Annotated in this window: 26 protein-coding genes, 1 other RNA gene and 1 pseudogene; 19 read left to right on the top strand and 9 right to left on the bottom strand. The window is 59.6% G+C overall.

Translation table 11 applies throughout. The features are described from left to right. Nucleotides 1-237: 237 nt before the first annotated feature. The gene (locus tag DC522_RS23970) at nt 238-1,194 is read right to left on the bottom strand and encodes a hypothetical protein (protein WP_133239357.1); all 957 of its coding nucleotides are present in this window, start codon (nt 1,192-1,194) and stop codon (nt 238-240) included. A 403-nt stretch (nt 1,195-1,597) separates the two neighbouring features. Here DC522_RS23970 and DC522_RS23965 point away from each other — a divergent pair, with 403 nt between their 5' ends. Then, nucleotides 1,598-1,909 (top strand): hypothetical protein, encoded by a 312-nt coding sequence (locus DC522_RS23965; protein ID WP_116531125.1) that lies wholly within the window; start codon nt 1,598-1,600, stop codon nt 1,907-1,909. 68 nt (nt 1,910-1,977) lie between these two features. Then, nucleotides 1,978-2,735 (top strand): IS5 family transposase gene (locus DC522_RS23960; RefSeq protein WP_116531124.1). Its coding sequence is split into 2 segments (ribosomal slippage): nt 1,978-2,311 and nt 2,311-2,735, totalling 759 coding nucleotides; the frame shifts between segments, so codons are not numbered across the junction. A 26-nt stretch (nt 2,736-2,761) separates the two neighbouring features. Here the strand turns inward: DC522_RS23960 and DC522_RS35010 are convergent. Continuing rightward, nucleotides 2,762-2,920 carry a hypothetical protein gene (locus DC522_RS35010; RefSeq protein ID WP_165820283.1) on the bottom strand — a complete coding sequence of 53 codons (159 nt, stop codon included), beginning with the start codon at nt 2,918-2,920 and terminating at the stop codon, nt 2,762-2,764. A 154-nt stretch (nt 2,921-3,074) separates the two neighbouring features. Between DC522_RS35010 and DC522_RS36965 the strand changes: the two genes are divergently transcribed. Both DC522_RS36965 and DC522_RS23950 read left to right on the top strand, forming a co-directional pair. Continuing rightward, a complete protein-coding gene (locus DC522_RS36965) occupies nt 3,075-3,260 on the top strand; it encodes a NepR family anti-sigma factor (RefSeq protein ID WP_116531123.1) in 186 nt (61 codons plus the stop codon). A gap of 76 nt (nt 3,261-3,336) precedes the next feature. Further along, a complete protein-coding gene (locus DC522_RS23950; RefSeq protein ID WP_116531122.1) occupies nt 3,337-3,558 on the top strand; it encodes a hypothetical protein in 222 nt (73 codons plus the stop codon). A gap of 174 nt (nt 3,559-3,732) precedes the next feature. Here the strand turns inward: DC522_RS23950 and DC522_RS23945 are convergent, their stop codons facing one another. After that, on the bottom strand, nt 3,733-4,383 hold the full coding sequence (locus DC522_RS23945; protein ID WP_116531121.1) for a hypothetical protein: 651 nt from the start codon (nt 4,381-4,383) through the stop codon (nt 3,733-3,735). A gap of 186 nt (nt 4,384-4,569) precedes the next feature. On the opposite strand from DC522_RS23945, the gene DC522_RS23940 reads away from it, so the two are divergent. Then, entirely contained in the window at nt 4,570-4,791 is a 222-nt protein-coding gene (locus tag DC522_RS23940) for a hypothetical protein (protein ID WP_116531120.1), read from the top strand. Between the two features lie 120 nt (nt 4,792-4,911). Here DC522_RS23940 and DC522_RS35005 read toward each other — a convergent pair whose 3' ends face one another. Then, entirely contained in the window at nt 4,912-5,079 is a 168-nt protein-coding gene (locus DC522_RS35005; RefSeq protein WP_165820282.1) for a hypothetical protein, read from the bottom strand. A 493-nt stretch (nt 5,080-5,572) separates the two neighbouring features. Between DC522_RS35005 and DC522_RS23935 the strand changes: the two genes are divergently transcribed. Then, the gene (locus DC522_RS23935) at nt 5,573-6,850 is read left to right on the top strand and encodes a calcium-binding protein (RefSeq protein WP_116531119.1); all 1,278 of its coding nucleotides are present in this window, start codon (nt 5,573-5,575) and stop codon (nt 6,848-6,850) included. A gap of 57 nt (nt 6,851-6,907) precedes the next feature. Here DC522_RS23935 and DC522_RS23930 read toward each other — a convergent pair whose 3' ends face one another. From DC522_RS23930 to DC522_RS23920, 3 genes and pseudogenes are all read right to left on the bottom strand, one after another. After that, nucleotides 6,908-7,486: a hypothetical protein gene (locus tag DC522_RS23930; protein ID WP_116531118.1), complete on the bottom strand. Its 579-nt coding sequence runs from the start codon at nt 7,484-7,486 to the stop codon at nt 6,908-6,910. 123 nt (nt 7,487-7,609) lie between these two features. Then, nucleotides 7,610-8,733 (bottom strand): IS3 family transposase gene (locus DC522_RS23925; protein WP_371680351.1). Its coding sequence is split into 2 segments (ribosomal slippage): nt 7,610-8,481 and nt 8,481-8,733, totalling 1,125 coding nucleotides; the frame shifts between segments, so codons are not numbered across the junction. After that, a pseudogene (locus tag DC522_RS23920) lies at nt 8,708-9,934 on the bottom strand (IS3 family transposase). The gene DC522_RS23925 and the pseudogene DC522_RS23920 overlap by 26 nt, the downstream one beginning before the upstream one ends. 390 nt (nt 9,935-10,324) lie before the next feature. On the opposite strand from DC522_RS23920, the gene DC522_RS36195 reads away from it, so the two are divergent. The 11 genes from DC522_RS36195 to DC522_RS23860 all read left to right on the top strand — a co-directional run bounded on the left by DC522_RS36195 (nt 10,325) and on the right by DC522_RS23860 (nt 17,405). After that, nucleotides 10,325-10,600 carry a cupin domain-containing protein gene (locus tag DC522_RS36195; protein ID WP_245444463.1) on the top strand — a complete coding sequence of 92 codons (276 nt, stop codon included), beginning with the start codon at nt 10,325-10,327 and terminating at the stop codon, nt 10,598-10,600. Nucleotides 10,601-10,727: 127 nt separating this feature from the next. Then, nucleotides 10,728-11,777, top strand: a complete 1,050-nt coding sequence (locus tag DC522_RS23905) for an NAD(P)-dependent alcohol dehydrogenase (RefSeq protein WP_116531116.1) — start codon at nt 10,728-10,730, stop codon at nt 11,775-11,777. Between the two features lie 135 nt (nt 11,778-11,912). Then, a complete protein-coding gene (locus DC522_RS23900; protein ID WP_245444461.1) occupies nt 11,913-12,767 on the top strand; it encodes a metallophosphoesterase in 855 nt (284 codons plus the stop codon). Then, entirely contained in the window at nt 12,764-13,030 is a 267-nt protein-coding gene (locus tag DC522_RS36190; protein WP_245444459.1) for a hypothetical protein, read from the top strand. The genes DC522_RS23900 and DC522_RS36190 overlap by 4 nt, the downstream gene beginning before the upstream one ends. A 156-nt stretch (nt 13,031-13,186) precedes the next feature. Then, nucleotides 13,187-14,233: a hypothetical protein gene (locus tag DC522_RS36185; RefSeq protein WP_245444457.1), complete on the top strand. Its 1,047-nt coding sequence runs from the start codon at nt 13,187-13,189 to the stop codon at nt 14,231-14,233. Nucleotides 14,234-14,980: 747 nt separating this feature from the next. After that, on the top strand, nt 14,981-15,190 hold the full coding sequence (locus tag DC522_RS23885) for a cold-shock protein (RefSeq protein ID WP_116528134.1): 210 nt from the start codon (nt 14,981-14,983) through the stop codon (nt 15,188-15,190). Between the two features lie 108 nt (nt 15,191-15,298). Further along, nucleotides 15,299-15,499, top strand: coding sequence for a hypothetical protein (locus DC522_RS23880; RefSeq protein ID WP_116531113.1), 201 nt, complete (start codon nt 15,299-15,301; stop codon nt 15,497-15,499). Nucleotides 15,500-15,535: 36 nt separating this feature from the next. Further along, nucleotides 15,536-15,892 carry a DUF6481 family protein gene (locus tag DC522_RS23875; RefSeq protein ID WP_116531112.1) on the top strand — a complete coding sequence of 119 codons (357 nt, stop codon included), beginning with the start codon at nt 15,536-15,538 and terminating at the stop codon, nt 15,890-15,892. Nucleotides 15,893-15,959: 67 nt separating this feature from the next. Further along, nucleotides 15,960-16,154 (top strand): hypothetical protein, encoded by a 195-nt coding sequence (locus tag DC522_RS23870; protein ID WP_116531111.1) that lies wholly within the window; start codon nt 15,960-15,962, stop codon nt 16,152-16,154. Nucleotides 16,155-16,241: 87 nt separating this feature from the next. Then, nucleotides 16,242-16,544 carry a 30S ribosomal protein S21 gene (rpsU, locus tag DC522_RS23865; protein WP_116531110.1) on the top strand — a complete coding sequence of 101 codons (303 nt, stop codon included), beginning with the start codon at nt 16,242-16,244 and terminating at the stop codon, nt 16,542-16,544. A gap of 141 nt (nt 16,545-16,685) precedes the next feature. Then, nucleotides 16,686-17,405 carry a 1-acyl-sn-glycerol-3-phosphate acyltransferase gene (locus tag DC522_RS23860; RefSeq protein ID WP_116531109.1) on the top strand — a complete coding sequence of 240 codons (720 nt, stop codon included), beginning with the start codon at nt 16,686-16,688 and terminating at the stop codon, nt 17,403-17,405. A 79-nt stretch (nt 17,406-17,484) separates the two neighbouring features. On the opposite strand, the gene DC522_RS23855 is transcribed toward DC522_RS23860, so the two are convergent. Both DC522_RS23855 and ssrA read right to left on the bottom strand, forming a co-directional pair. Then, the gene (locus DC522_RS23855) at nt 17,485-18,225 is read right to left on the bottom strand and encodes a hypothetical protein (protein ID WP_116531108.1); all 741 of its coding nucleotides are present in this window, start codon (nt 18,223-18,225) and stop codon (nt 17,485-17,487) included. 76 nt (nt 18,226-18,301) lie between these two features. Next, nucleotides 18,302-18,686, bottom strand: a transfer-messenger RNA (tmRNA) gene (gene ssrA / locus DC522_RS23850). 532 nt (nt 18,687-19,218) lie between these two features. On the opposite strand from ssrA, the gene DC522_RS23845 reads away from it, so the two are divergent. Together DC522_RS23845 and DC522_RS36960 are read left to right on the top strand one after the other, a co-directional pair. Next, nucleotides 19,219-20,499, top strand: coding sequence for a site-specific integrase (locus tag DC522_RS23845; RefSeq protein ID WP_165820280.1), 1,281 nt, complete (start codon nt 19,219-19,221; stop codon nt 20,497-20,499). Nucleotides 20,500-21,112: 613 nt separating this feature from the next. Further along, a complete protein-coding gene (locus tag DC522_RS36960; protein WP_116531106.1) occupies nt 21,113-21,481 on the top strand; it encodes an AlpA family transcriptional regulator in 369 nt (122 codons plus the stop codon). The last annotated feature ends 260 nt before the right edge of the window (nt 21,482-21,741 follow it).

The following is a 21,741-nucleotide window of genomic DNA, read 5'->3' as shown; positions in this document are numbered from 1 at the left end:
AGCACACTCCTAGCCCGACTACTTGCGTTTGAGTTACGGGTGCTGATGTTGCTGACTTCGAAATCGAAATCTCTTGGCTAAAGCCGCTTCATCAGCCGCGCCGTTTCTAAAGCATCAAGTACACCCTCAGCAGAATGGTAGCAGGCCTCCCAGTGCATGAAGCCGACTGCGCATCGGCACTACGAGAGAAGAATGGGGGTGGGAGCGAGCGGACTGGAACCTTCGCCCACTCCATTTTCACCAGATCCCCGGCCCATTGATAGTGCGTGACCCTCTGGCGTTGCCATATCCTCCCATGTAACCGGTCCAGCGTCTGCTCCATCGGACCTGACCGTAGTTCTTACGGCGTTGGGATCTCGGCGTCGCTCTTTTCCGGACTGGAGTTGTAACCCGCTGGCTAGGAGGGTCTCCTTTCTGAAAGGTGTCTGCTTCCGCTGGAATTCCCGGTGCTTGCATCTGTGGTTGAACATTGCCCTGAAGACCCGGATCCTGTGCTGCAGGTTGCGCAGTAGCGGCTTCCTGGTACATGCGAGCGGCCCCAGCCTCATCTTGGTCGCGGGTCTTTATTGACGCTTCTTCGATGATTTCGCTGGACTTGTCGACTGGAGGCCCAAACAAGACGAGAGTAGGGTCCTGAAAAGCCAGAGTGCCTGGTATGAATTCCGTGCGGCTTTCGAGAACGTCAATCGTTCTCAGAGCAGCTTCTAGCTGTCGAGTTGTGAGAGCGCTCTGCTCTTTCTCCCGCATGAGGTCGGCTAGCACCTTGGCCCCGTCCGCCATGAGAACTGAAAGCTGTGCCTGCAGGACATTCAACTGCTGATACGCAGCATCGGCTCGCTGTCTCTCCCAAGCGGCTGCATCCTCGCTCTCTGCTGCCTTGGTTGCGCTCGTCTTCAGGGCAGTGAGCTGTTCTTTCAATGTCTCAAGCTCGCGGACAGACGAGGTGGAACGCTCCTTCTCCTGTTCCAGCATATCCTCAAGCTCAGCGGCTCTAGCCTCACTCGCCTTCAAAGTGGCTACTTGCTGCTGGGCTGCGTTCAACTGCTGCTGCAGTGTATCGGCGCGGTCCTTTTCCCGTTCAATAGCCTCTTCTAACTCGGTATGCTTGCTCTCAGGCATAGCCGCCTTGTCATTGATGGGGCCGTGCGGAGACACTATAGGCAGATTCAGTCGGTTTTCCGCCGCCGTCTTCAAGGCGCTGATCCCGCCAGATCCCACGCCAGCGCCCAGTCCAGCAGTACCTCCGCTCACGCCCACATCGAGCGCTGCTACCCTCTCGACCTGCACGATTGTAAAGACGAATAATGACAGAGCGGCGATAGAGGGTTGTACGGCCCGAGTTAAATGGATTCGTTCAATCGTGAGACGACACGCCACTGCTGCCCTCCCGCATGCAAGACGAAGCTACGCCGCTGCCATCAGGTTATTGCCCCAACGGGCGTGGGCAAGATGGGCATAAGGCGATGAAGAATACCCCATGCGAGTAGGTTGCTGCGCACTAACATTACGCAAAGTAACGAAGTGTATGTCAAATAGTCTATTGCGCGGCAACCGCTCCCCTACTACACCTCCCCAGCGGAATACTGAGGGGATTGCTATGCGGTCATTTGGGGATGCGCAGCGCAGGGCGCAGGCGCAGGAAGATGAAGAGGCGTTTTCCGCAGCCGTTCAAAAGGCTGCGCCTTACCTGTTCCGTATTGGCCGGGCCCTCACCTATGCCTTTGTCGCCTACGTTCTCCTCCAGCTGCAGTCGAACTTCGACTTCAGCTATATTGCCTTCGCCCTTGCCATATTCTTCCTGTCGCTTATTCGGCGGGCGCTGATTATCTCTGAAGTTGCCCTTTTGCTGCTCACCGTCAGCCTGTTCATCACCGATGGCTTCCTCAAAGCCTTAGAAGGCTTGTTCTAAGAGCTAGGCTCAGGACCTATTAATTTGGGCTGAGGTATGATTCAGAGCCTCCTGTCGAGGAGGCTTGGATGGGTGACTTGTTTCTGCTGAGCAAGCGTCAGATGGCGCGGATTTCACCGTACTTCCCGCTGGCGCACGGCGTACCGCGCGTGGACGACCAGCGGGTCGTCAGCGGGATCGTGTACGTGATCCACAACGGCCTGCAGTGGAAGGACGCTCCCAAGGAGTACGGGCCGCACAAGACGCTCTACAACCGGTTCATGCGCTGGAGCCGGTTGGGCGTATTCGACCGCATCTTTGCAGCACTTGCGAGCAAAGGCCCCCAGCCCGAGCGGATCATGATCGATGCCACTCACCTGACGGCGCACCGGACTGCGGCGAGCCTGCTCAAAAAGGGGATGTTCCCCGCCGCATCGGGAGCACGAAAGGCGGGCTGAATTCCAAGCTCCACGCCGTCTGCGACGAGGTCGGGCGGCCGATCATCCTGCTGCGGTCGGAAGGACAGATGAGCGACCACACGGGCGCTCGGCTCGTTCTGGAGGCGTTGCCGGCGGGCTCCACGCTGATTGCTGACCGCGGCTACGACAGCAACTGGTTCCGGGAGGCTCTTGCTGACAAGGACATCACACCCTGCATTCCGCCGACCCGGAACCGCAAGGTGCCGATTGCCTATGACAAGGTGCTCTATCGCCAGCGCCACAAGATCGAGAACATGGTCGCCAAGCTCAAGGATTGGCGCCGGATCGCCACCCGCTATGACCGCTGCGCTCACACGTTCTTCTCGGCGATCTGCCTCGCGGCTACCATCGCCTTCTACCTCAATTAACGAGTCCTGAGCCTAGTATCTCTTCATCAGCCGTGCTGCTGCCATGGCAAGGCTGGCATTGGGAGATCCTCAGCCGCATCATAGCGCGCCACCCACCGCTCGTAAGTCGCCCAGTGCATATCCTTGGGCTTGGGCGGCAGGTCCCACTCGTCTGGATCCTCATTTCCAACGAGCCGTGCCTTCACTTTCGCTTCCTTACTCTTGATTTCTGAATCGAACTCTCTTGGCTAAAGCAAAGCCGAATTTTACGTATAGCCCCGCTGAAACCGGCTCACTCCTGCGCGAGTTGAGACTAACATATGTTATTCGGCCGTTCAGAGAGTGCACTGGAGGCTATCCATGCTGCCAATCAATAACTTCGACTTCGACAAGTACGCACTGAATCGCCTCACCTTTTCCCAAGAGCAGGCCATCTTCGTTCTGGGTCATTCCCTCCGGAGCATTTACCAGGACCTATTCTCAGAACCTGTTCCGGAACACCTTCAAGCTCTCGCAGCTCGGCTAGAGCAAAAGCACCTCGAGTAAACGTCGGCATTGAGCGGGTCTGTCTCGAAGCACGACTAGAGCCCTTTGGGCTTCGGCAGGAGAAAGGAGATGGCTTATGCCTCGCTACTACTTCAATCTTTATCAAGGCTCCCAGCTCATCTCCCAGGACGATACCGGCTATGAATGCCCCAATAATGCGGCCGCACGCCAGTTCGCGCAGCTGAGCAACGGGTTGGTGGCTCTTGATCCGTTCCTGTCCGGTGCGTCAGTGAGGTGTTGCATTGTCGTTCTCAATGAAGCCAGACAGAGCATCTTTACCTTGCCCATCTCAAAGTAGGCTTTTGGCCAAAGTGAGCGCTTTCAGGCCAAACTTGCCTCCGGAGGCGCTCAACAGTGCCGATTTCTGAATCGAAATCTCTTGGCAAAAGGCGCTGCGATAGCTGTTAGGGGGCACGCCTAACGCAATCTCCAGGGCGGCACCTACGGTTCGTTCATGCAATCGCCCTAATGCTTAGGACGGTGGCGGTTGCCGGGCATTCTCAGCCGGTGATGCTTCCCGCTCCCTTTGGCCAAGCGCCTGTTGCAAATCCGAACTCAGGCTATTGAGCGGAACGGCCTCATACTGCGAAACTGGTATGCACCGACCCTCAATGCTCGCCATCACCACAGCGTCGGCAGAAAGCTGCTGACCTTCGCTCGTCTGGGCGCTCGTTGAGCTGCGGCGCTCTTCGCCCGGTCTGCTCTCTTTCCTCACGGCGATGACGTACCAGACGTTTCCGGTTCTAGCCGCTTCGGCCAGTAGCCGTGCTCGTTGCTTCGTCTCGTTCAATGCCTTGCGGCGCTCTTCAAGTGACTCACCCCGTGTGAAGGCGAGATTGGGCGGCGTATCTCCGGTTTCGCCATAGGGATGGACGAATCTCAACGTCATCCGCAAGCCATCAGCCTTGACGTCCGTGACGGAAAGCGCAGCGGCTTCTTTTCGCCCCTGAACGAACTCGCGGACGGCCACATCGCACGACAGGAACTCATCTTGTTCCTGCACCGCTTGCTGAGGTGCCGGCCGTTCCTGAGCAGAGGTGTTACGCTTTCGGGATGGTGCGCCCTCCGCTCCAGCAGAGAGAGCAAGGACACATGCGATAGCTAATGAAAAAACTCGCACCATGGCTCCTTCCTCCTGAAATCAGGAAGAACGTCGCCAACCCAGCCAAAGGCTAAGCTGCTTGGTAGTGACGAGTCCCCAGCCGAGATGGCCACAGTCGAAAAATAACGCTAAGGCTGCTTCTTAGTTGCTCAGTGTTCGAAGATGTCAGCCCTTCGGACATCATCGGCAGGAGAAAGGAGAGGTCTTATGCCTCGCTACTACTTCAACCTCTATCGGGGTTCTCAACTCATCTCCCAGGATGACTCCGGCTACGATTGCCCCAATGATGAGGCCGCACGCCAGTTCGCGCGCCTAAGCAACGGGTTGGTGGCTCTCGACCCGTTCCTGTCTAGTGGCGCTGGGGAGTATTGCTGCGAGGTTCTCAACGAGGCCAGGCAGAGGGTCTACCTGCTAGCCATATCAAAGTAGGCTAACCAAATTTGCTTCCCGAGGCATTCAACAATGCCTATCCAGAACTAGCAGTCCTGCAGGATGGCCCCGAACACTTCGCGTTCCGCTGCCGTTTATAGGACCGGCTCTATGGCAGGGCTAGCGCTGCGAGCGGAACATCTCATCAGCCCAGCAGTCGTACACGCGCTGAATGCTCAGGTAGGCTTCGTATGCTCGGTGATAGTTGTGGGCTGCCATGAAGCGCTCTCTCAGAGCCTGCAGCCGCTCAAGCCGCTGAGTCCACTGAGCTTGACGTTCGCGTGACATGGTCCCTCTCCCCTCGAAGGGTTGTCAAAGGGTGACTATAATCCTCTTGCTTAAACAGAGGCTGAACCAAGCGGATCATCCAAGCAGTGCACCGGGATTAACTCCGATGAGGATATCCTCTTACAAGCGGCATTTTGTTCTATTGGCTCTGCCCTGGTAAGCATCTAGGCATATTTCCGGAAGCGAGGAATTTCCATTCTCCTTAACGGCTCAGATTATCAGAATTCGTCCGTATTGCTTAAGGGGCAGGCATGAGTGGCACGAGCGGCAATGACACCTTAGTTGGGAGCGATGGTAACGGCACGCTGGTGGCCTTGGACGGCACCGGCGTATCCAAGCAGGTTCTTATTGCTACCATGACCAGCGGCCTCAAGAGACCTATGCCGAATTCCACGGCATCTGACGCACCATGAGGGAAAGCGCCCCGAGTTCTTCGACTTGGGGCGTTTCATTATTTTCAACCTAGAGCAGCTTCATCAGAAAGGGGGGATCAATGGCGACGATTACCTGGAATGCGTCCTACGGATTTGATTTAAGCAATCTTGACCTCAGCTATCTATACTACGGTTATTCATATACTCGAACCTCAGTCCTGTTCTCGGTGAACTACGACTCCAGCGGTTACTCCCGTGACGAATTCCGGGGATACAACTTCACCTACAACTCTGATGGAATACCTACCGGTGGGGTCGTCACGAGCTATGCGGCATACGTGTACGGCCAACGGATTGTTGTTGTCGATGGCGCCCAAATTGCTGTGACGGCCCTTGTTGCAGCCGCTTCGACATACTCAAACTCCGATGACCTGGCGCTTTTCAAATCTGCCCTGTCTGGCTCGGATCAGATTTGGGGCGGTAGCGGCAACGATAAAATGGATGGCAGGGCTGGGGCCGATTACTTGGCGGGCCGTGGCGGCAACGATACCTACTACGTGGACAACCTAAACGACCGGGTAGTGGAAACATCCACGGGCGGCACAGCCGATAAGATTTTCACTTCAGTCAGCTATGGTCTGGCCGGCATTTACGTTGAAACGCTAGCTGCTACTGGCTCCGCGGCAGTCAGCCTGACCGGCAACTCGCTTGCCAATTCGATCTATGGCAACAGCGGTAGCAACCAGATCAATGGTGGGGGCGGCAACGACATTCTCAAAGGCGGGGCCGGAGCCGACTATTTCGCTGGCGGCAGCGGCAACGATACCATTTACGTCAACAGCGCGGGTGACCGTGTGGTGGAAACATCCACAGGTGGTACGGCGGACAAAATCATCAGCGCTGTAAGCTACGGCCTCGCGGGGATCCACGTGGAAACTTTGGCAGCGTCAGGTACCGCTTCGGTCAGTCTGACTGGCAACTCGCTGGCGAATACTGTCTATGGCAACAGCGGCAATAACAAGATTAACGGCGGCGGTGGTAACGACACTCTCAAGGGAGGATGGGGTCGGGACACCTTCATCTTCAAGGACAAGCTGAGCGCGTCCAGTAACCTGGATACGATTATCGATTACGACACCTTCGATGATACGATCCAGCTGGATAACGCCATCTTCACACAACTGGGCGCTGGCTCGCCTAGCAGTCCGGCAAAGCTCGGTAGCAGTTACTTCATTGTCGGTTCAGAGGCTCAGGACGCGGATGATTACATCATCTACGACGATTTGACGGGATACCTGTACTACGATGCGGATGGATCGGGTGCGGGCGCAGCGGTGGAGTTCGCCAAGCTCTCCACTTATCTCGATCTGTCCTACAACGGTATCTACGTTATTTGATCAGTGTGCTGATGGGAGCGCCCCGCTCAATGAGCGAGGGCGCTCCTCTATTTCTGGCTAGAATCTCTTCATCAACCGCGCCGCTGCCAGGACGAGTTGCGCATCGAGGATTTCCTCAGCCGCATCATAGCGCTCCACCCACTGCTCATAGGTCGCCCATCGCATGCCCTTGGGCTTGGGCGGCAGATCCCATTCATCCGGGTCCGCATCTCCGAGCAGTGCGGCCTTCACCTTCGCTTTCGTGCGCCACGCTCGGCCAATTGGGTCGAGGAACTGGGAGGTATAGGCAGACCTGCGGCCCCAGGCATGTCGACTAGCGAAGGCGGTTGCTCCAAGTGGTCGATACAAGACTCTGACCTGCCGCCCGGTCCTGGGACAGATGACGTACCATTGCAGCCCGCCAAAGTGCCTCGGCTCCGAGACCAGCGAGAATGCCTGCTGCCGTCCCTGAAAGGACAACTCCAGCAGACCACCATAACCCGACAGCTTGAGTATGGCCGTGATGGTCTCGCCCGAGCCATAGGTGAGCACGCATTGGATATGGCTGCCCGGCCTGCCCGCGCCACTCGGGATGAGCTTTGCCAGATCCAGCTTGGGCCCGCTCTCTAGAGTGAGGCGCTGACGGTCACGAGGCATGGCGACGTCCTCCTGGCTGCAGTCGCACCTCGATTCTTTGGCCTGCCCCGAGTGGGTGATCCGGGTGTGATGTTAATTCAGCGTTGGTCTGAAGCGCTTGGGTTTGGTGGTCCAGGACCAGCGTTAGCTTCCGTCGGCTATTGAGCCCTGCGCCAGTGGCGAAGGGCTTATCCGCAAAGCATATTCCTGTGGCGTTCGGTTTCCAAGCGCCATGTGAGGACGGCTCTCATTGTACTCCCTCCGCCAGGCCTCGATGATCCGCTTGGCCTCCGCGATGCTCTCGAACCAATGCCGGTTCAGGCACTCGTCCCGTAGGCTGCCGTTGAACGTCTCGATATGCGCATTGTCGGTCGGCTTGCCGGGTCGGGAAAAGTCGATCCGCGTGCCGTGGTGATAGGCCCACAGATCGACCAGATGCCCGGTGAACTCGGCGCCATTGTCGGCAAACAGGAATTGCGGGGCCCCGCGCTGGCGCAGCAGACGGTTCAGCACCTCGACCACGTGCTCGCCGCGCAGCCGCTGCCCGACCTCGATCGCCAGTCCCTCGCGGGTGAACACGTCCATCACCGTCAGAGCCCGGAACGTCTGCCCAGTGCTGAGCGCATCATGGACGAAGTCGAGGCTCCAAGCTTCGTTGGGGCGCGTAGGTTGGCAGCGCGCCTGTCGCTGCACCACCATCTTGCGCCGTCGGGGCTGCTTGCTGCGCAGGGCTAATCCTTCCTCACAGTAGAGCCGGTAGACGAGATTGCGGCCAGCCGTCCAGCCCTCGCGCTTGAGCAGGATGTGGACGCGCCGGTAGCCATAGCGCACCCGCGTGCGCACGATCTCGTGCATGCGCTGACGCAGCTCAAGGCGCGGATCCTTCCGGAGCGGCTTGCGCTGGGTCGAGCGATGCTGGCGTGTCAGGGCACAGGCCCGCCGCTCGCTGTAGCCGTGGGACGCTTGCACGTAGCGCACCACCGGCTTCAGGAGCGCGGGCCGGGGAACTTTTTTGACAGCACATCCTGCAGCACGGCTTTGTCGAGGCTGAGCTCAGCCACCAGCCGCTTGAGCCGGGCATTCTCCTCGACCACCTGCTTGAGCTCGCGCACCTGGTCCGACTCGAGGCCCGCGTACTGCTTCTTCCAGCGGTAGAACGTCTGCTCCGAGATGCCGACCTGCCGGATGAGATCCGCCACCGGTAGACCGAGCTCCGCCTGCTTCAGGACCGCGACGATCTGCTCAACCGAGAACCGCTTCTTCCTCATGACAAACCTCCCTGAGCCCCCAAGGAAATTTGCCGATCAGACTAACAGAACGGCTGGACCACTTCGCCCGTGTCACCTCAGGTCGCGGCGCCAGCTTGGAAGCTGGGACCAGAACCTCTGGTGCGGGTGGCCGGTAGCCCAGGGATGAATGCGGGCGCACCGTGTTGTAGTGCCGTCGCCAGCTCTCGATGATCACCTGAGCCTCCTCGAGCGTGTAGAAGATCTCTCCTTTCAGCAGTTCGTCCCGGAGCTTGGAGTTGAAGCTTTCACAATAGCCGTTCTCCCAGGGGCTGCCCGGCTCGATGTAAGCTGTCCTGGCTCCCACAGCCGTGATCCACTCGCGTACTGCTTTGGCCACGAACTCGGGCCCGTTGTCCGAGCGAATGTGACCTGGAACACCGCGTAGGATGAACAGGTCCGAGAGCACGTCGATCACATCGACAGCCTTCAGCTTCCGGTTCACTCTGATGGCCAGGCATTCGCGCGTGAACTCATCGATGATGTTGAGCATGCGGAACTTGCGGCCATCATGCGTGCGGTCCTCGACGAAGTCATACGACCAGACGTGGTTGGGATATTCTGGCCGCAGCCGGATGCAGGATCCGTCAGTGAGCCAGAGCCGTCCTTTCTTCGGTTGCTTTTGCGGCACTTTCAGCCCCTCCCGCCGCCAGATCCGCTCGACCCGCTTCTTGTTCACGAGCCAGCCGGCGTCCCGCAGCAGAGCCGTGTCCGGCGATAGCCATAACGGCCATACTGGGTCGCCAGGGCGATGATGTCGGCCGTCAAAGCCGCTTCATCTTCCGGCTGCTTGGGGATCCTGCGCTGGGTGGAACGGTGCTGGCCCAGACCCGGCAGGCCAGTCGTTCCGAGACGCCGTACTTGGCGATCACGTGATCCACACAGGCGCGGCGGCGGGCGGGGCTCAGTAGTTTCCCGAAGCGGCCTCCTTGAGGATCAGCTTCTCCAGGGTGAGATCGGACACAGCGCGGCGCAACCTGGCATTCTCCATCTCCAGTTCTTTCAGCCGCTTGACTTGGTCAGATTTGAGCCCGCCGTACTCGTTACGCCACCTGTGGTACGTGACCTCCGTCACGCCGATCTGCCGGATCGCGTCTGCCACCGTCCGGCCCTGCGCGGTCAGCACGTCGACCTGCCGCAGTTTGGCGACGATCTCCTCTGCCGTGTGCCTCTTCTTGCCCATGTCTCAGTCCTCCTTCGGCTCACAAGCCATACTTCAGGGAGGATCACTTTGCAGGGGGCAGACCACACGCAGATCGCCTTCTACGCCGGCTGGCCCAACGCCTTCTCGGCCGGTCCGGTCGCAGCCGAGGTCTTCAAGAGCCGGTCCAAGTGACCGTCGCCGTCCCGTCCTCTCCTACCCTGAAAGGATCCAACGTGAAGAACACGCTCATCGCCGCCACCATGACCGCAGCCGCACTCGGTGGCGCCCCGGCCAATGCACAGGACATCCAGGTCTTCCCGAGCGGCTCCTCGCCGTCGGTGATCGCCGATCCGAAGAACTTCTCGGGTCAGGTGGTGGTCGACCTTCTCACGCCGCCCTCCGTTACGACCCCCGGCCGCGGCGGGTCTGGTGACCTTCGCCCCCCGCGCCCGCACCGCCTGGCACAGCCATCCGGCCGGGCAGATGCTCATCGTCACCGCGAGCAAGGGCTGGGTCCAGCGCGAAGGCCAGGCTCGCCAGGAGATCACGTCCGGCGACGTGGTGTGGATCCCGGCCGGGATCAAGCACTGGCATGGCGCAACCGACACCAACGGCATGAGCCACGTCGCGATCACCTACATCCAGAACGGCAAGAATGCCGATTGGATGGAACTGGTCACCGACCAGGAATACGCCACTCGATAGCGTCACATTCAAGCGGGATGGGATCCATGAACACGGCTCATAATGGCAGCTTCGGCTGAACCCTGTTCGCATGGCCCCCCTTCCGCAGACGCCCACCCAATGATCTAAGCAACGAAAGTAAGTTTCTATGAGTGTAAAGGCCTTTGGTGCCTATGCCGGAGACAAGCCGCTCGAGCCGATGGACATCAGCCGGCGGTCTGTCGGTCCACACGATGTCGGCATCGCGATCGCCTTCTGCGGCGTGTGCCATTCGGACATCCATCAGGTGCGCTCTGAATGGGCCGGCACCCTGTACCCGTGTGTGCCAGGTCACGAGATCGTCGGTCGCGTGTCGGCAGTGGGCGCGCATGTGACGAGCCACAAGGTCGGCGATCTGGTCGGCGTAGGGTGCATCGTCGATAGCTGCAGGCGCTGCGACGATTGCGGCGACGGGTTGGAAAACTACTGCGATCACATGGTCGGCACCTACAACGGCCCCACGCCTGATGCGCCGGGTCACACGCTGGGTGGTTACTCTCAGCAGATCGTCGTGCACGAGTGCTACGTGCTGCGCATCAGCCACCCCGAGGATCAGCTGGCTGCTGTCGCGCCGCTGCTGTGCGCCGGCATCACCACGTACTCGCCGCTGCGCCACTGGAACGTCGGACCCGGCCACAAGGTGGGTGTTGTCGGCATCGGCGGCCTGGGCCACATGGGCATCAAGCTCGCGCACGCGATGGGCGCGCACGTGGTGGCGTTCACCACCTCTGAGTCGAAGCGCGAGGCCGCCGAGGCATTGGGCGCGCATGAGGTCGTCGTCTCCCGCAACGCTGACGAGATGGCAGCGCGCGCCAAGAGCCTCGACTTCATCCTCAATACGGTGGCAGCACCGCATGACCTCGATGCCTTCCTCGCCTTACTCAAGCGCGATGGCACCATGACGCTGGTGGGCGCACCGGCGACGCCGCACCCGTCCCCGGAGGTGTTCAGCCTGATCATGAAACGCCGCAGCCTGGCCGGGTCAATGATCGGCGGCATCCCCGAGACGCAGGAGATGCTGGATTTCTGTGCCGAGCATGGGATCGTTGCTGATATCGAGATGATCCGAGCCGACGGGATCAACGAAGCCTACGAGCGGATGCTCAAAGGCGACGTGAAGTATCGCTTCGTGATCGACACTGCATCCCTGGCGGCGTGACCTCCGTCGCCTGATAGCCACAATCATGAAACCGTCATCGGCCCGGGAGCATCCCTTGCTTCCGGGCCGATGCTCGTGCCGACCCCTGGATGCCTGCAATCCATGATTCCCCACCCCATCGATAGGATGACCTGAGTGTTTCACCTCGCGACCATGTCCCTCGGCCTGATCGTTGCGTTCCGGTTCCTGGGACGGCTGCCCATCGCTGGACTTGCGAGGTACGCGCTCGTCACCGTGGTGCTCCTGGTGTCCGTTCACCATCTCCTGAGCCGGATCGTGTTCGGGACGATGTTCTCGCCGGAAATGCCGAGGGCCGTGATGATCGTGGTCAACTGGCTGTTCGTGTCGATCCTCCTCATCGTCCTGGTCCAGATCGCGATCGAGTTCTACAGGCTCGTCCGCTGGCTCATCGAGCGCCGATGGGTCAAGCCTCCCGTGTGGATGCTTTGCCTCGTGGGCATCATAGCCCTTGCCGTGTCGGCATTCGGTGTCTCGCAGGCTCTGCGCGTTCCGTCTCCCAAGACAGTTGAGATCCCCATCAAGGGCCTCCCGCGCGACCTCGACGGCTTCCGCATCCTGCAACTGACGGACCTGCACATCTCCCGCCTGTTCCAGGCTCCCTGGGTGACGGCCATGATCGAGGCAGCGAACAGCCAGGATGCCGACCTGATCGTGATTACGGGAGACCTGATCGACGGCACGCTCGCCGCCCGTCGCGAGGATGTCGAACCATTGAAGGATCTTCGTTCGAGGAGCGGCGTGTATGTCGTCCCGGGAAACCACGAGTACTACTTCGGCTATCCCGGCTGGATGCAACGGTTCGCCGAACTGGGCCTGCGTCCGCTCGCCAACAGCCATGCCGTGATCGGGAGGGCGGGCTCACGGTTCGTGCTGGCCGGGGTCACCGACCTTGCCGCTGGGGTTACGGGCTTCCCCCGCCCCGACATCGCCAAGAGGCGATCGAGGGCGCACCTGCCGGGTCACCGGTGATCCTCCTCAACCATCAGCCGCGGGAAGCTGGGCTCGCGGCGCGAGCCGGGATCGCCTTGCAGCTTTCCGGGCACACGCACGGCGGCATGATCATGGGCCTCGACCGCATCGTGGCAAGGGCCAACAAGGGTTTCGTGTCCGGCCTCTATGACGTGGAAGGCATGCCCCTCTACGTTAACAACGGCACCGCACTGTGGATCGGGTTCGCAGTCCGGCTCGGCGTGCCGTCCGAGTTGACTACCATCGTGCTGCGTGCCGCCTGATGCCCCGTCTCTTCACAAGATCGGCAACTGTGGCTTGTCAGGGACGTTCGGTGCGCTTTCTCCGGTAGGCAGACGCCATCCCATAGGCGCAAACGGCCAGTCTGTCTGGGATGCCACCACGTGCGCGGCCGATCTCCACCATCAGCGAGGCCACACATGTCTGACAGGGCGACCTGGATCGTCGGCTTCGGTCATAAGCTCAGGCAAACCTTGCGCTGGCCAGGGGACCTCAAGGAGAGCAATCGCCTCCGGGCCAGCATCCGGCAGGCCGAGATCGAGGGGCTTCAGTTCGCCTTCTATGCAAGGCTTACCGCCATCATCGTCGTCACCGCGTGGCTCTTCTCGATCGTGCCCTGGCCACGCGATCTCTACTACGGCACCTATGCCCTCGTGTTCTTCATCCTCGGCTACATCCCGTACCGGCTGCGCCACCATACCCACGGCGAGGCGATCAAGCTTGGCTTCATCGTGCTCGATGTGGCCCTCGTGACCACCGCAATCCTGGTCCCTCCCCCGGTTGCCGTCGTGGCTGATTGGCCCGTCCAGATCCGGCTGCGCGGCCAGGAGTTCCTCTACGTTCTCCTCTTGCTGGCTGAGGCTGCCCTCACCTACTCCCCGAGACGTGTCGTCTGGACAGGACTGTCGATTCTCGTCATCTGGTCGATTGGGGTCTTCACGATCCATTCCCTGCCAGACACGCTGCGTTTCAACGACGTGGCCGCAGAAGGGTCGCTGACATCGGCTTCGGTCCTGGACCTCATCTTTCAGCCAACCTTCGTCGGACTGACGTCATGGTACACCCAACTCGTCGCGACCGCCTTGTTCACCCTGCTCATCACCCTGACCGTCTGGCGTAGCCGACGGACCCTGGTGCAACAGGTCGAGACCGAAGTCGTGCGGGCAGACCTCGCCCGTTACGTCTCACCGGATGTGGCCTCCGCCCTCACGAAGCGCGGCGGAACTGATTTCGGCGATCCGGACCGTGGCCGTACTGTTTGTCGACATTGTCGGTTTCACCAAGCTCACCGAGACCTTTTCCCCGAATCGGACATTTGCCTTGCTGCGCAGCTTCCAGGAGCGGAGTTGCACCATCGTGTTCAAGCATGGAGGCACGCTCGACAAGTATCTTCGTCCGGCAAGTGCCAGGAGCAATCCTTCCTCAAAAAGCCCAACAAGCCGCCGATGGATATGAAAAGGCTATAGAATGTGTACAATCGTAGGAGTGCCCTGAACCGTCATGGCTCTGACCTCGATGATCTTACCCGATCTGCTCAAGGATGATCGCTCGGATTTCTTCGCGCGTGAGACTGCTTTGGTGTGGCTGCCACGTCAGGCTGGACTTGCGTGGGTGCTTCGTAGCTGAGGGCTGAAAGGCTGTCTTAACGGGCTTCGTCTGAGGGATAGTCTTCATGATGTCCTTGGGCGGCTTCGGCGTCGAGCCGGGCCGATATTATTGATTGTTGATGGAGCCGAACGCAGTGCGAAACGACGGATCCGCCGCGTAGTTCCACGCGGCGACCAAACTTCAAAGATGCGGAAAGCGGGCTCGGCGCTCAATCATGAGCTTCAGAGAGCAGGCCGAACATGTCGGTTGGATTGATGTCATATGGACGATCTTCTGGACCGCCACAAGATAGAAGAGACAAAAAAATAGAAAACTAGAGAAAATAGACGCTCGATAAACCCTGTTGGTCGATGTTTGACTTCCTACTCGATCATGGTTTTCAAAGCCATCTGGGAAATTACTGCGCGATTCTGCCTTGTATTTGCCTGATTGGGGCACTAGGTATCTTCCATCGACATTTGGCCGGACAATCGGGCCGTTACGCCTTGGCATGCCAGGCGCACGTTCAGACACTCTCCCAAACATCGACGAACCCGAGACTGAGGTCGTGCTCTCGCACGCCTTCAAGCTCACGTGCACTGACGCATAAACTCAAGGATATTCCCATGATTACGGGCACCGTAAAATTCTACAACGACCAGAAGGGCTTCGGCTTCATTCAGCCGGACAACGGCGACAAGGACGTGTTCGTCCACGCTACCGCTCTCGAGCGCGCCGGCATCCGCGGCCTTCGCGAAGGCCAGAAGGTGTCCTTCGACACGGCTGAGGACCGCCGCTCCGGCAAGGTCGCCGTCAACAATATCCAGACGGCGTAAGGCTGATCGAGCGCACACGACTTGCGCTCTATGTGAAGCCGCTCCGAGGTGGAGCGGCTTTTTCTTTGCGAATGCCGATCATTCGATGGTCAACCGCGTGAGGAAGTGATGAACACATTCCGGAAAACCACCCCTGCGAAATCGGTTATGTTCCTGGTGAACTATGACGATGGTCGCACCGCCTATCTGTGGGTCGACGATCCTGCAAAGGCGACCGATACCTGGGCCGTCGGTGTGATTGCCCGAGCCCAGCAAGAGCAAGGTACGTTGCCGGAAGGCACCATCACCAGCATCAGGCGTGTCCGCTAGCCAGCATAGGTCTGATCAGACAGTTGCATGAGATTAATGAGTGGAATGAAGCAGAAAGATTTTTCCGAACGGCTGAATGCTGCCAGAGACGCGAAGCAGGCGATGGCCTTCAAGTTCCGTCAGCGGCCAGGGCCGGACGATCCGGCGGTTGCCGAACGGCGGGCCGCCCGGGCAGCCATGAGCGCCGCGCGGGATGCTCGCATCGCTGAACGACAGGCCCGGCGCCTTACCGAGAACGCTCGCATCACGGCGGAGCGTGAGGCCCTTGCGGCGGAGCAAGCGGAGCAGAAGCAGCGCGCAGCCGCCGAAAAGGCAGCGAACGAGGTCAGATTGCAGGCCGAGCGCAAGGCCGCCCGCGACGCTCGGTACGCGGCCCGCAAGGGAAGAAAGTAGCGGTTCCTGCCCGGACACTATCGAGGCGGCATCCAATCCATTCATTCAACAACAAGGAGATCGACCGATGTCCCACAAGTTCAAAATACGGCAGATGGTTCGACTGAGGCAGCCCGGCTTTTCCGACGCCAGGACGAGTGCCGGTGGCATCTACGAAGTTGTGCGGCTGATGCCGGCCGATCAGACCGGCGAGCTTTCATACCGGATCAAGTCGGGCGCCATCGAGAGAGCCGTCCGGGAGAGCGAGATTCGGAGCTTGTAGCCCTCTTCGCTCTGGCCGCTCGTCGATGTAATCCGCCGAAGAAACACGGCGGCAGTGTGAAACCCACCGTTTTAGTCAGGACATCCTATGCAGGTTCTAGTACGTGACAACAATGTCGATCAGGCTCTGAGGGTCCTGAAAAAGAAGATGCAGCGCGAAGGCATTTTCCGCGAGATGAAGGCGCGCAAAGCCTACGAGAAGCCTTCCGAGCGGAAGACCCGTGAAAAGGCGGAAGCGATCCGGCGCAATCGCAAGGCGGCCCGCAAGCAGGCTATTCGCGAAGGTTTGATTGCAGCGCCCAAGCCAAAGCCTCGTTTCGCCGGTCAGCGTCGGCCAGGAACGGCTCCCAGTGCCGGCCCACGATCCGAGACGACAGCGTCGAAAGCCTAGCAGAACGAGTACAACAGAGCCCGAGCACCACTCCCGGGTTTTTCAGGCGGCGCATCATCTGTTCCTGCGCCGCCTCGCACCTCCTTTCAGCTTGAGCCAGCACCACGATCACGCGTGAATTTAACTGACACACTGAGACACATGCAGCGCCTTCGCTCAAAACTGTTCGACATCTCGTTAGCTGTCTGGACCGCACTCTTCACGCCTGCCTTGGCCATCCTGTGGCTATGCGGCTCTCCCGAGCATGGGGTCCGGGTAGCATCGCGGCTGTGGGCTCGTGGTGTTCTCATCGGCTTGAACTGGCTTGTGGGCCTCACCTATGCCGAACACGGCCGGCACAACATTCCGGGCGAGCCTTGCCTGATCGTCGCCAATCACCAGTCGACCTGGGAAACCCTGGCTTTCCTGATCCTCTTCCCTGACGTCGCCATTGTCGCCAAGCAGGAACTGCTGACGATCCCGGTCTTCTCATGGTTCCTGCGCAAGTCTCCGATGATCCTGATCGACCGGGGCAGCGGCTCGAAAGCAGTCCGGAAGATGGTTGACGAAAGCCGGGCCGCCATCGCTCAGGGCCGTTCGGTGCTGATCTTTCCGGAGGGAACCAGGAAATCGGTTTCCGAGCCCATCGCGTTCAAGCGAGGGGTGGAACTGCTCTACGCAAAGCTGGACCGTCCCGTTCTTCCCGTTGCCCTCAATTCAGGGCACTTCTGGGGGCCGGAGCAGCGCTTCAAGCGCGGTGGGACCGTCGCGGTCACCTATCTCGCTCCCATCCCGCCGGGCCTTTCTGGCAGCCAGTTCACCCGCACGGCGGAAGAGCCTCTTGAGGCGGAGAGAGCTCAATCGTGGCCGCAAGCGGCCTGAGTTTGGTCGGCGGTACGGTAGCGCTGATCCAGCCGGTCGTCAGTCGTGACGGCCGGCTGCAAGCGAGCCTGTCTGGATTCTATCGTTCGTTCGCCAGTTCGACGTACGGCTCGAGGCTGGTGTAAGGCAGCGTGAACTTCTCGCCCCGGAACAGCATCGGCACGTCCTGCCCACCTCCGAGGCCGGAGGTCAGCTTGCCACGAACCGTGAAGGTCTCGCCGGCCTTCACATGGCCCCAGGGCTCATCCAGGTAATCCATGACACCGAGCTCGTTCAGCTTGGCATCGACAGCCTGCCTTCGAACATTCGCAGGCAAGTGACTGAGACTGCTGTCAACGTCATCGCGCATGACAGCATAGGCGGGATTGCGCACCTTGTAGCGAAGCTCCACGTCCTGAGCGAATTGCCACATAGAACCGATCACCATTCGTTGCAGCTTGGTGACCGGCTTCTTCTCCGGCTTCTCCGCTTTCCGGACCGTTTTCGCGTTGGCGGGAGCTTCAGCAGGCTGCACATTGGCGATCAGCGCCCATTTGTTCGACCATTCCACCGCACGGTAGTCGCCCCGGGTCAGGCGATCAGTGAACTCGAGAATATCCTGATCGATGGGGCGCTTGCCGCCGCTGGCCTCGAAATAGCGCAGGCGCATGTCGTCTGGCAGGAGCAGGTAGAAGTTGTCGCTCTTCACGTCCACGTCGAAGATGTTGGTAACCCTCACGACCTGATCGCGCGTGGCCGGAGCCTCCGTGCCATCGCCCGTCGGATAAACCAGTGTCCCTTTAGGAACCCGGATGTAGCCGTTCACCTGAATAACCGACATCTGTTCTTCGTCTCTCTGTTGTGGGGGGTCAGCGGTCGCTGAGAAGGCCAAAGGCTTGAAATGGGAACGGCACCCGAAGGTGCCGTTTCTGTTGCTAGGCTGTCCCGAGCCCCGGATGGTTACGCCGCGAGGCGCACCGCACCCATGTCAACGTTGTCGTTGGCATTTGTGAATTTGCACTGTTGAGGCCGTAGCTCAGCCTAATCGCAGCCTAGTCTTTATCGCGCCCAGTCGAACCCATATCGCCCCCATCAGAAACACATCGGGATTGCAACCCGACCCCAACGAAAGGTCGGTTGGCCAAACCCGTCCTGCGGTACCTGGACGGCCGATGTGCTTGTGGTGGAGGCGGCGGGAATCGAACCCGCGTCCTAAACGCCTATTCCACTCTGCCTCTACGATCATAGTCAGGCGAGCCTGACACTGTTGATATAAGGGCTCGTTGGACAGAATGCTAGGCGTAGGTCAAACACTGGGACTTTATCGATAGAACTAGAATGCGCCCTCTCGCCCCAGCGGGAAAGCGGCGTCGGGCTGTTGTTGCCAGCACGGAGCGGAAGGTCTGTTCCAGGTCAAAAACTGCCTTTAAGCGCAGCCGTGTAAAAGTCTGCTCATCGGGCGGTTGCAGACGTTCGGCTGCCCAGCACAAAGTGAGACGAGGCTGGCGCAGAATGCTCTAGTTTCGTCTGCTGTTACCCCTAGTGTTACCCGCAAGAAACTAGGGTGCGGACCTGCAGACACAGGAAAGACACAAAATCCTTGCCGGTTAAGGGTTTGAAGTGGTGAGCGCGCTGGGACTCGAATCCAGGACCCTCTGATGAAAAGTTAGAACGAGCGCATCCCTGCGAGTCCTTGTAACACAAGGCTTTTCGATCTAAGATCTTGATGTGACTCGGAAATTTGGCTTTGAATAAGCCGAAAAAACCCGAACAAGCTGCAGCAAGATCGAAGTTGCGTGCGCACGGGGTGCGCACGGCCATCAGGGGGCAAAGCGTGCCAGAGCGTCTCAAGTTCACCGCCAGTCGTGTCGGGTCGTTGCCGATCCAAGCCAAGGAATATGCCGTCTGGGATGAGGCCACTCCAGGGTTCGGCGTCCGGGTATATCCCTCTGGGCAGCGCCGCTACGTCTACCGCTATCGCGCTGGTGCCAGTCGCACGGCCCCAGCCCGCATGGTCACCATCGGAGACGTACGCAAGCTCGGGCTGGAGGACGCCAGGCGGATGGCGCGTGATCTCGCCGGGCAGGTCGCCCGCGGCGGCGATCCTTCGGCGGAAAAGCGCCAGAGCGAGCTGGAGCGTGTGCGCAAGCGCCGCTTTGCCGATGTGCGTGAGGAGTTCCTGACCAAGTACGTCGACGTTCGCCTGAGACCGAGGACGGCGGCGGAGTACCGGCGTATCCTGACCCGCCTGTTCGAGCCGCTGGCCAACACGCCCTTCGATGAGGTCACACGGGCCGATATCGCCGATGTCCTTCACACCATTGCGGAACGCGGCATCCGGCAGGCCAATCTCGCTCGGGCGGTGATCCGCAAGATGTTCTCCTGGGCCAGATCCGTCGGCCTCTGTGACGACAACCCGGTCCGGGACACGGCTCCGGCTGGCCGGGACGTGCGGCGCGAGCGGGTGCTGTCGATGGAGGAGCTCGGGCTCATCTACCGTGCCGCTCTGGCGCTAGATGACACCTATGGCGCTGCGGTGCGCTTTCTCATGCTGACGGGCCAGCGCCGGGCCGAAGTGTTCGAGATGCCCCAGAGCGAGATTGATCTCCAAGAGAGACTCTGGCGCCTGCCGGCGGAGCGAACCAAGAACCGGCGCCCGCATGACGTGCCGCTCTCTCCATCCGCGGTGGCCATTCTCAGATCACGGCAGCACGGCCGGGACCTCGTCTTCTCGACCATCTCTGGCACGGTGTTTGGTGCGCTCTCGAAAGCCAAGCGGCGGCTCGATGCCAAGGTGCTGGAGCTGCGGCGTGTCGTGGATCCGAAAGCTGGGCCCCTGCCCCACTGGACCCTGCATGATCTGCGCCGCAGCTTCGTCACCCATGCGCATGATCAACTGGGCGTAGACATTCCGGTGATCGAGCGGGCGATCAATCACATTTCCGGCACCTTCGGCGGCATTGTCGGCGTGTACAACCGCGCGCCCCTGCTGAAGGAGCGCCGCGCCGCGTTCGATGCGTGGGATAGGTTCCTCACGCATGCCGCCGGTCTGGGGCCAAGCGAGATCGAGACAGTCGGCCTCAGCCCCAACAAGTTAGTTGAGGCAGCATCATAGATTGGACAGATAATAGGGCGGCTGCGACCCAGCCCCTCCCGAGGGCCTACGGCTATTACACGGCTGTCGCGCGCCGCACTGGATCTCTTTTGATGCGGAGGTACAGTGCTGCGCTGAACCAAGGCTAATCTAGGCGGCTCATCGGCCTGCGCTGATCCTACACGCTTAGCCAGCGTTCCAGGCGAAACATCAAGAGCACGCAGCTTAGTCCAGTGCTGGAGCGGGCACACCACACCGTATCATGAGTTATCATGATTGGCAGATGCCATCAGAATAGACGATGCAACGAGCAGCTTGCTGGATAGAGCGGACATGCAATCAACGTTGATTTCTGCCTATCTAAAATTCAATTCAGCGTCCGTCGCGATTCTTGATAGATAAATAATGGTATAAAACCTCTTTTTCACCGACGCCTTAATCGGCTGGCCGACTTGCACTCACCACGTGAATTAACTCTTTGTGATTGCCTCTTAATACCCCAAGAAGATAGTCTTCTTATCGGAAATAACCTTCCCATAATACGAATAAGTCAGTTGACCAAACCAGTCGGGCCCTCCTGCAAGGAGCCGCACTGGATTGGGCATGTCAAAGCAAGTCGTAAGGGAGTTAGACAGTGGCGGAGTCGCAACGGAAAGAAGAGTCAACGCTCGGCAGAAGGCTGGTTGAAAGTACGGCGAGACCGCCGTGCGTGAAGGTCGCCGGGCGTTCAACAAACCGTTCCGCGACAGCATCAACCAAGAAGGCTTCCAAACCTTCAACCAAATCCCCGTTCGAGCTGCACGGCGAAAGCCTTCAGCGACTGCTCACTACGGAAGAGGTCGCGCTAGTGTTCGGTGTTGCGCCTGCCACGATCCAATGGTGGCGCTCCCAAAAGTGCGGGCCGCCTTTTGTGCGCTTGGGGCGCGGAAGGCGGGCCGCGATCCGGTATCGGCCTGAAGCCATCCAAGCTTATATCGAGGAAATGGAGAAAGCGGAGCTCTAGGAGCTCCCATCTCCTCTTTTCACCACAACCTGAATTCTAACCAGCGGCCAGGCGAATGCGACTGGCGAACGGAGCATTGCGCCTCGATCTCAGAGCGTCTCCTTCCGAAAGAGGAAGGTCTGACAAGCAAGACCTTCACTCCAGGAAGAACTTCAGCTGAGGTCGTGCTCAAAACACTAGGTAGTCGGCCCTGAACAATGCCGTTTAGGGTGGCCGGAGTTGGCTTTCAGACCACTTTGGAAGTATCCGGTTGCGCGGAT

Origin of the sequence: Microvirga sp. KLBC 81, assembly GCF_003075415.1 — a bacterium.
GTDB lineage: Bacteria > Pseudomonadota > Alphaproteobacteria > Rhizobiales > Beijerinckiaceae > Microvirga.
This window is presented reverse-complemented; position numbering and strand designations above follow the sequence as displayed.